Below are 8,851 nucleotides of genomic sequence, written 5' to 3'. Positions count from 1 at the left end.
GGAGCGGGCTTGAGCCCGCGCCGCCCGGCGCCCCACGCACCGCTCCGCTGCCAAGGACAATAAGACTGACGCATAAAGGCGTAGCACATGCTGACCTACACCATCCGCCGGCTGGTTCTGTCGATCCCCACCTTGCTGTTCATCAGCATCGTCATCTTCCTGCTTCTGCAATTGGCGCCTGGCGATCCGATGGCGCAGGTGCCGCTCACCGTTCCCCCCGAAGTCAAACAGAAGATGCGCGACGCCCTCGGCCTGGGCGCGCCGATCCATGTGCAATACTGGAAATGGCTGGTTCAGTTCTTCTGGATCGAACCGCAGGTCTTCATCGACTGGCTGACGCGCGACAGCTTCCTCTTCGGCTGGCTGCCCGACACCAACCTCTACAATGGGCAGCTGCGGGTGATCTCCTGGCAGACCCGCTCACCGGTGATGGACATCGTCGTCCAGCGCCTCCCCCAGACGCTCTGGGTCGTGGGCATGTCCTACATCGTCGGCATTCTCATCGCCCTGCCCATTGGCATCTACTCCGCCTACAAACAATACTCGCTCTTCGATCAGGCAGGCACCTTCGTCAGCATGATCGGCTTCTCGATCCCGCCCTTCTTCTCCGGCGTGCTCGTGATCGTGATCTTCTCGGTCAACCTGGGCTGGTTCCCCTCGATCTACGACACCACCCACACTGTCCCCTTCAGTGATTGGCTGTTTGGCGAAGTTCCATTCGCCGGGTTCTGGAGCGCTTTCAAAGTACAACTGAACCAAATGATCCTCCCCGTCATGGTGCTTGCCCTGCAAACCACCGCACAGATCAGTCGCTTCATGCGCGCCTCCATGCTCGACAACCTCAACCAGGACTATGTGCGCACGGCGCGCGCCAAGGGGCTGAAGGAGAGCGTCGTGGTCCTCGTTCACGTGCTGCGCAACTCGATGATCCCGATCATCACCGTGATCGCCCTCGGCGTGCCCTCGATCTTCGGCGGCGCCATCATCACCGAAACACTCTTCAAGGTGAACGGCATCGGGCAGCTGCTGCTCACCGCCCTCTTCGCCAACGACCTGCCGATGGTGATGACGCTCACCTTCATCTTTGCGATCCTGATCGTGCTCTTCAACCTGATCGCCGACGTGCTCTACGGCGTGCTCGACCCGAGGATCCGCTATGACTGATCAACGCGTGAACGCCGAGGCTGAGCTCGAGCTCTACGGCGCGCTGAAAGACAAGGAGCCGCCCAAAGCGCCGCGCAGCCAGTGGCGCGACGTCTGGGACCAGTTCCGCAAGCACAAGGGCGCGCTGATCGGTGGGGGCTTTCTGCTCTTCATCACGCTCGCCGTCCTGATCGGGCCGCTGATCTGGCAGGTCGACGCCAAGCAGCTCGACATCCGCAACAAGGACATGCGCCCGCTCTACACACTGCTCTGGGACAGCACGGCGCGGGTCAGCTGGGAAAAGCCGCTGGGCTCCGACAACCTCGGCCGCGACATCCTCGCCACGCTGATCGCCGGCGGTCGGGCCTCCATGGCGGTGGGCTGGACCGCAATGGTCCTCGCGCTGCTGATCGGCACTGCGATCGGCGTCTGCGCAGGCTACTTCAAGCGGCTCGACGGGCCGCTGATGCGTCTGACCGACCTCTTCCTGTCGCTGCCGATCCTGCCGCTTCTGCTCGTGGCAGTGACGCTCTTCCGACAGCCGCTCAGGGCCAACTTCGGTCCAGAGACGGGTATGTTCATCCTCATTGTCGGCGTCATCGGCATCACCTCCTGGATGCAGACAGCACGCATCGTCCGCGGAGAGATCCTCGCACTGAAGGAACGCGAGTTCATCCTCGCCGCCCGATCCATTGGCACCACACCGTTCAAGATCATCCGGCGGCACCTTCTGCCGAACGTGGTGTCCCCGATCATGGTGTCCGCCACCTTGGGTCTTGCCACCGCCATCATAACCGAAAGCGCGCTCAGCTTCCTCGGCGTGGGCTTCCCGTCCGACTTCCCCACCTGGGGCAAACTGCTCTCAGACGCGGTGCCGCGCATGGAAGAGTTCCCAGAACGCGTGATGCTGCCGGGCATCCTGATCTCCCTCACGGTGCTCTCAGTGAACTATCTGGGCGATGGTCTGAGAGATGCGTTGGATCCCCGGATCCGCGGCCGCTAGACCGCGAACCCGAGTGGCATGAGTGCATTTGACAGCAAACCTGCGGCGTCGCCCCGTCTCAATTCTGGACGCAAAGCACGGGACGGCGGGCGGGGCGCATTTGGCGTCAGCCCAAACAGCGCCGTCCCGCCGCCCAGACCCCCGAACGCATTCGGGACTCCGCCAAAATCCTTTGGGTTTTCGCCCTGTGCCGCTGGTCGACTTTTCGGAGAAAAGTCGACTTACTCCACGCTTTTCCTTAACTGCCGCACCAGCCACCACACCAGCAGCACAACGGGTACCGTCACCAGCGCAGTCAGCATCCCCTTGCTCAGCCCCGTCGCCTCCGTCAGCGGATAAAGCAGATACCCCACCAGCGACACCGCATAGTAGCTGATCGCCACAACCGATAACCCCTCGACCGTGCGCTGCAGCCGCAGCTGCAAATCCGAGCGCTTGTCCATGCTCTCCAGCAGCGACTGGTTCTGCGCCGAGCGCTCCACATCGACCCGCGTCCGCAGAAGGTTGGACGCCCGGATCGACCGGCTCGACATCGCCTCCAGCCGCGCCTCGGCCGAATGCACGGTGCGCATCGCAGGCGCGTAGCGCCGCATCATGAACTCGCCAAAATGCTGCCGGCCCAGGAAGCGTTCCTCCCGCAGCGCCCCGATCCGTTCGTTCACCAGCGCTTCATAGGCGCCGGTGGCCCCAAACCGGAAGGAGGATCGCGCCGAAAGCGTCTCGAGCTCTGCCGAGATCGCCAGCAGATCATGCAGCGTCTCTTCAGCGGACGCGCGCTCGTCGCTCATCTTGCCCATCAGCCCGGTCAGCTTGGTGTCCAGCGCGTTGAGCTGCGGCTGCAGCGAGCGCACCCGCGCAAACCCCAGCATCGACATGGTCTTGTAGGTCTCGATCTCGCAGAGCCGCTGCACGATCCGCCCGATCCGCCGCGCACCCGTCGCCTCATCTGCAAAGACCGCAAAACGCAGATGCCCATTCAGATCGATCCGGAAGTCGCCCGCGACGACTGCCGCATCATCCAGCACGGAAGACACCGCGAGGCTCTCGGAGACGAACCAATCCTTCAACCGCGCGTTGATCTCTTCCGCCGCCGCCGGCTTCGGCACCACATTGAGCAGGATCGACGTCATCCGCTGCCCCGGCGCGTCCTCCAGCCAATCCGCCGGGAAGACCTCGAACTCCGTCGGATCGAACGCCCGCGTCACACCGTTCTCCGAAAAGGCGGTGTAGGTCACGAACTCGGTGTGCTGCTCCCACTTCAGCCAGTACTTCCCGATCTGCCCGTAGTAATGCGTGGCCCCCGGCTGCGGGTGCGGCGCGCCGTGCCGATCCAGCAGCGCCACCAGATGCGCCATATCCCGTTCCCGGTCCCGGCTCACCGCATCGTTCGGCTGCTTGATCGCCACATAGGCCACAGATGAGGGCGGCGTCAGAGAGGGAAACGGCCGCGCGTGCAGCTCGTTGGCCAGCTTGTAGCGCAGGGGATGGTCGCTGATGGGGGACATGACACTGCTCCGGTTTTATCAGAGGAATAATGCGCAAGCCTGTGATGTCAAATAATTTCTCAATACTTATCAACAAGTTAAGTGGATACAATGGCATACTGACCAAGGCTTTGGCAACAGACGCTGCCGCAGCCGCCGGCAGGTGGGGTGGGCCTTGGGCCACCCGGGCAAAACAACGCCGCCCCGAGGGGCGGCGTGTCTGCTCACGGACCAGGGCGACCCCCCTAGTCGATCATCGGCAAGAGCTTGTCCAGAGACGCTTTCGCATCGCCATAGAACATCCGCGTATTCTCCTTGAAGAACAGCGGGTTCTCGATGCCCGAATACCCCGTGCCCTGCCCGCGCTTGCTGACGAAGACCTGCTTGGCCTTCCAGCACTCCAGCACGGGCATGCCCGCGATGGGCGAGTTCGGATCGTCTTGGGCGGCCGGGTTCACGATGTCATTGGACCCGATGACAATCGCAACGTCGGTATCGGGGAAGTCCTCGTTGATCTCGTCCATCTCCATCACGATGTCATAAGGCACCTTCGCCTCTGCGAGCAGCACGTTCATGTGCCCCGGCAGACGCCCGGCCACCGGGTGGATCGCAAAGCGGACCGTCTTGCCCGCCGCGCGCAGCTTGCGCACCAGATCCGAGACCGCGCCCTGCGCCTGCGCCACCGCCATCCCGTAGCCGGGGATGATGATCACGCTGTCCGCCTCATTGAGCGCCGCGGCGACGCCGTCGGCTTCAATCGCCACCTGCTCGCCTTCCACGGCCATCTGCTCGCCCGCCGGGCCGCCAAATCCACCCAGGATGACCGAGATGAACGATCGGTTCATCGCCTTGCACATGATGTAGCTGAGGATCGCACCGGAGGAGCCAACCAGCGCGCCGACGACGATCAGCAGGTCATTGCCAAGCGAGAAGCCGATGGCCGCCGCCGCCCAGCCGGAATAGCTGTTCAGCATGGAGACGACCACCGGCATATCCGCGCCGCCAATCCCCATGATCAGGTGATAGCCGATGAAGAGCGCCAGAAGGGTCAACAGCACCAGCGTCCAGCTGCCCGATCCGCCGAGATACATGATGGCGAAGATCAGCGACAGCGCCGCGGCCGCTGCGTTCAGAAGATGCCCGCCCGGCAGCTTCTTGGCAGAGGTGTCGACCTTGCCCGCGAGCTTGCCATAGGCGATCACCGATCCGGTGAAGGTCACGGCCCCGATCCAGATACCGAGCACCAGTTCGACCTTCAGGATGTTGACCTCGACGTTGGTCTTCTTGGCGATGAGTTGACCGAAGGACGACAGCCCATCATAGACCTCCTTCGGCAGACCGACGGCGGTGTAGCCATCTTCGGCAACCGCGCCCAGCACCCCGCCATTCTCCATAAAGAGATCGCTGAGGTTGTTGATCATGATGTCGGCGTTGAATCCTACGAAGACCGCGGCCAGACCAACGAGGCTGTGCATGATCGCCACCAGCTCCGGCATCTGAGTCATCTGCACCTTGGTGGCGAGCTGATAGCCCACCGCGGCGCCCATCGCGATCAGGATGATCGACACCACGCCCAGGCCCTGTCCGGGCCCGATCAGCGTCGCCAGCACCGCAATCGCCATGCCCACGATGCCGTACCAGACAGCCCGTTTCGCGCTTTCCTGCCCCGAAAGCCCGCCAAGGCTGAGGATGAAGAGCACTGCCGCGACCGCATAGGCCGCAATCGTAAATCCGAATTCCATTGCCCCTACCCCTTACGATTTCTGGAACATGGCGAGCATGCGCCGGGTGACGAGGAAGCCACCGAAGATATTGATCGCCGCCATGAAGACCGAGATCGCCGCGAGGAAGGTGATCAGCAACGAGTTGGACCCGATCTGGATGAGCGCGCCGAGAATGATGATCGAGGAGATCGCATTGGTGACAGCCATCAGGGGTGTATGCAGCGAATGCGCCACGCCCCAGATGACCTGGAAGCCGATGAAGACGGAGAGGACGAAGACGATAAAGTGCTGCATGAAGCTCGCGGGTGCGACCAGCCCCACAGCCAGTACCAGTGCGCCGCCGATGGCCAGAAGGCCCACCTGGTTGCGCGTCTGCGTCTTGAAGGCTTCCAGTTCCCGTGCCTTCTTCTCCTCCGGCGTCAGTTCCTTCGGCGCTTCCTTCTTGGGCGCTGCCGCGATGGCGGCGACCTTGGGCGGTGGCGGCGGGAAGGTAACCTCTTTGGCGTGCGCAATCGTCGCCCCGCGGATCACGTCATCTTCCATATTGTGGTTGATGACCCCGTCCTTCTCCGGCGTGAGATCGGCCAGCAGATGCCGAATGTTCGTGGCGTAGAGGCTCGAGGCCTGGGTGCCCATGCGGCTCGGGAAATCGGTGTAGCCGATGATCGTGACACCGTTCTCGGTCACGATCTTCTCATCCGCAACGGTCAGCTTGCAGTTGCCACCCTTCTCCGCCGCCAGGTCCACGATCACCGATCCCGGCTTCATGGACTTCACCATGTCCTCGGTCCACAGCTCTGGTGCTTCGCGGTTGGGGATCAGCGCGGTGGTGATCACGATGTCCATATCGGGCGCCAACTCGCGGAACTTCGCGAGCTGCGCCTCGCGGAATTCCGGAGACGACACAGAGGCATAGCCGCCCGAGGCAGAGCCGTCCTGCTGTTCTTCCTCGAAGTCGAGATAGACGAACTCTGCCCCCATGGATTCGACCTGCTCCGCCACTTCGGGCCGCACGTCGAAGGCATAGGTGATGGCGCCGAGGCTTGTGGAGGTGCCGATGGCCGCGAGGCCCGCCACACCCGCACCAACGACGAGAACCTTCGCAGGCGGCACCTTGCCCGCCGCGGTGATCTGTCCGGTGAAGAAGCGCCCGAAGTTGTTGCCCGCCTCGATCACCGCGCGGTAGCCCGCGATATTGGCCATGGACGACAGCGCGTCCATTTTCTGAGCGCGGGAGATCCGGGGGATCATCTCCATTGCAATGACGGTGGCGCCCTTTTTCGCGGCGGCCTGCATCTTGGCCTCATCGGCCACGGGGCTGAAGAAAGAGATGAGTGTCTGCCCGTCGCGCAGCCGTTTCATCTCGGCCTCGTCGGGCACGCGCACCTTGGCCACCACATCGGCCGTTTTCCAGAGCGCTGCGGCGGTCTTGGCGATTTCGACGCCTGCCGCCTTGTAATCTGCGTCGGCAAAGCCTGCCTTTTCGCCGGCGCCTGCTTCGATAATGCACTCATGACCCAGCTTTTGCAGCTGTGCCGCACTTTCGGGTGTCATTGCAACGCGTGCTTCACCTTCGAAAGTTTCTTTTGGTGTTCCGATCTTCAACTGAAACTCCCCCGTTTGATGCGTTTTTGCCCAAAATGGCGCAAAGACTCGCCTTGTCCACTACCCCGCAGGCTCGGAAGGTACAAGCACCTGCCCCACAGCGTCGCGCAACAAATGCAAAGAACCTAGACCCAGCGGCGCACTTTTTGCTCATATCTGGCATAGTCCGCCCGGAAGATGCGCCGCATCCGGTTTTCCTCGGGCACGATGAAGCGCCGCTCGAGCACCCAGACGAGGATGGGCACAAGGGCGAGCGCGAGCACCGCGTCCCACCACAGGCACAAGCCCGCGAGGATCAGCACGTCGGCCAGATAGATCGGGTTGCGCGTGCGCTTGAAGATGCCGGATTGTATGAGATTGACGGGTTCCTGATGCGGGATGATGGTCGTTCGATGCTTGCGGAATTCCATGACCGCGAGCCCGGTCAGAATGATCCCACCCCCGATCAGGATACCTGCGAGAAAAGACGTGACAGGATGGGCGAGGCTCAGCCCGAAGGACAGGGTCTGCGCCTGCAGCCAGGCCAGCACTGCGAAACCGATCAGCCAGATCGGCGGCAGGTCGAGCCATTTCAAGACGTGCGCTCCGCCGTCTTGGGCTCCCAGAGCTCGATCGGATTGCCTTCCGGATCGTATAGCCGGGCAAACCGTCCGTTCGGCAACTCCTCGGGGTCCATCTCCACTGCGATGCCCGCAGATCGCAGCTGCTCGGCCATTGCATCGAGGTCGTCCACCCGGAAGTTCAGCATCCACTGCTTCTCGACGTTGCCGAAATACGCCGTGCCGGCGGCAAAGGGCGCAAAGACGGTGGGACCCGCATCTTGTGTCCAGACCTGCGTCTCATAATCCTGCGGCACTTCCGAGATACCGAGGTGCTGCGCATACCAGGCCGCCAGGCCCTTCGGATCCGTCGCGCGAAAGAAAAAACCGCCGAACCCTCGCACGCGTTGCATCGCTCACCCTCCTGATGGACGTCCACAAGGCTATGCCGGGCAGTGCGTCGAGACAAGCCGCCCTTGTGCGTGCGCACCGCACCGCTAGTCTTGCTGCAAGGCAACAGGGAGGGCAGGACATGAGCCTTGACGGCAAGCACGCGCTGGTCACGGGCGGCGGCAGCGGCATCGGGCTTGCGATTGCGCGCGCACTGGTCGCGCAGGGCGCGCGGGTGACCATTACGGGCCGGCGGCAGGCGACGCTCGATGCCGCTGCGGGCGATGGTCTCTTCGGTCTGGTGATGGATGTTCGCAACGAAGACGATGTCGTTGAGCGCACGGCCGAGGCGGTCGCGGCGCGCGGCCCGATCCAGATTTGCGTGGCCAACGCCGGCATCGCGGAAGGCCGCGCCCTGCACAAGACCGATCTGGACTTCTGGCGCAACATGATGGCCACCAACCTCGACGGCGCCTTCCTGACCATCCGCGAGGCACTCGCATCCATGCGCCAGACCGACTGGGGCCGCGTGATCGCCGTTTCGTCGATTGCGGGGCTACGCGGGTTACAGGGGGCGGCCTGCTACACCGCATCGAAACACGGGCTGGTCGGGCTGATCCGCGCGCTCAGCGAGGACTATCTCGGCAAGCCCATCACCTTCAACGCCCTCTGCCCGGCTTATGTGGATACGGACATCGTGGTGCGGAACACCGCTTCGATCTCCGAGCGCGCGGGGGTCAGCGCAGAGAAGGCGCGCGCGATGATGGTCTCGGCCAATCGGCACCGCCGGTTGATCGCGCCGGAAGAAGTCGCCGCAGCCGCGCTTTGGCTGGCCTCCGATGGCTCGGAGAGCGTGAACGGCCAGGCCATCGAAATCGCGGGCGGGCAAATGTAGCGCAAAGCGGCGGCCTGAAAGCCCACCGCACCTGCCTGTTCCGGCGTTGGTGTTGGCAGGTCGGGTGG

The 8,851-nt window shown here is 63.1% G+C and carries 8 protein-coding genes; 3 read left to right on the top strand and 5 right to left on the bottom strand.

The features are described from left to right. The first annotated feature begins 87 nt into the window (after positions 1 to 87). Together MUB52_RS21155 and MUB52_RS21150 are read left to right on the top strand one after the other, a co-directional pair. Positions 88 to 1,164 (top strand): ABC transporter permease, encoded by a 1,077-nt coding sequence (locus MUB52_RS21155; RefSeq protein ID WP_263846140.1) that lies wholly within the window; start codon positions 88 to 90, stop codon positions 1,162 to 1,164. Beyond that, positions 1,157 to 2,146, top strand: coding sequence for an ABC transporter permease (locus MUB52_RS21150; protein ID WP_263846139.1), 990 nt, complete (start codon positions 1,157 to 1,159; stop codon positions 2,144 to 2,146). Before MUB52_RS21155 ends, MUB52_RS21150 begins: the two co-directional genes overlap by 8 nt. Before the next feature lie 221 nt (positions 2,147 to 2,367). On the opposite strand, the gene MUB52_RS21145 is transcribed toward MUB52_RS21150, so the two are convergent. The 5 genes from MUB52_RS21145 to MUB52_RS21125 all read right to left on the bottom strand — a co-directional run bounded on the left by MUB52_RS21145 (position 2,368) and on the right by MUB52_RS21125 (position 7,911). Further along, positions 2,368 to 3,651: a DUF3422 family protein gene (locus tag MUB52_RS21145; protein WP_263846138.1), complete on the bottom strand. Its 1,284-nt coding sequence runs from the start codon at positions 3,649 to 3,651 to the stop codon at positions 2,368 to 2,370. A 224-nt stretch (positions 3,652 to 3,875) separates the two neighbouring features. Beyond that, positions 3,876 to 5,372 carry an NAD(P)(+) transhydrogenase (Re/Si-specific) subunit beta gene (locus MUB52_RS21140; RefSeq protein ID WP_263846137.1) on the bottom strand — a complete coding sequence of 499 codons (1,497 nt, stop codon included), beginning with the start codon at positions 5,370 to 5,372 and terminating at the stop codon, positions 3,876 to 3,878. Positions 5,373 to 5,384: 12 nt separating this feature from the next. Then, on the bottom strand, positions 5,385 to 6,959 hold the full coding sequence (locus tag MUB52_RS21135; RefSeq protein WP_263846136.1) for a Re/Si-specific NAD(P)(+) transhydrogenase subunit alpha: 1,575 nt from the start codon (positions 6,957 to 6,959) through the stop codon (positions 5,385 to 5,387). A gap of 125 nt (positions 6,960 to 7,084) precedes the next feature. Continuing rightward, positions 7,085 to 7,534 carry a methyltransferase family protein gene (locus tag MUB52_RS21130; RefSeq protein ID WP_263846135.1) on the bottom strand — a complete coding sequence of 150 codons (450 nt, stop codon included), beginning with the start codon at positions 7,532 to 7,534 and terminating at the stop codon, positions 7,085 to 7,087. Then, positions 7,531 to 7,911 carry a VOC family protein gene (locus MUB52_RS21125; protein ID WP_263846134.1) on the bottom strand — a complete coding sequence of 127 codons (381 nt, stop codon included), beginning with the start codon at positions 7,909 to 7,911 and terminating at the stop codon, positions 7,531 to 7,533. The genes MUB52_RS21130 and MUB52_RS21125 overlap by 4 nt, the downstream gene beginning before the upstream one ends. A 119-nt stretch (positions 7,912 to 8,030) precedes the next feature. Here MUB52_RS21125 and MUB52_RS21120 point away from each other — a divergent pair, with 119 nt between their 5' ends. After that, complete coding sequence (locus MUB52_RS21120; RefSeq protein ID WP_263846133.1) at positions 8,031 to 8,783, top strand: SDR family NAD(P)-dependent oxidoreductase; 753 nt, start codon at positions 8,031 to 8,033, stop codon at positions 8,781 to 8,783. Positions 8,784 to 8,851: the final 68 nt, after the last annotated feature.

The sequence above is a fragment of the Roseobacter sinensis genome (assembly GCF_025755255.1).
GTDB lineage: Bacteria > Pseudomonadota > Alphaproteobacteria > Rhodobacterales > Rhodobacteraceae > Roseobacter > Roseobacter sinensis.
Note: the sequence above shows the minus strand (reverse complement) of the source record. Positions and strands in the feature narration are given on the sequence as shown.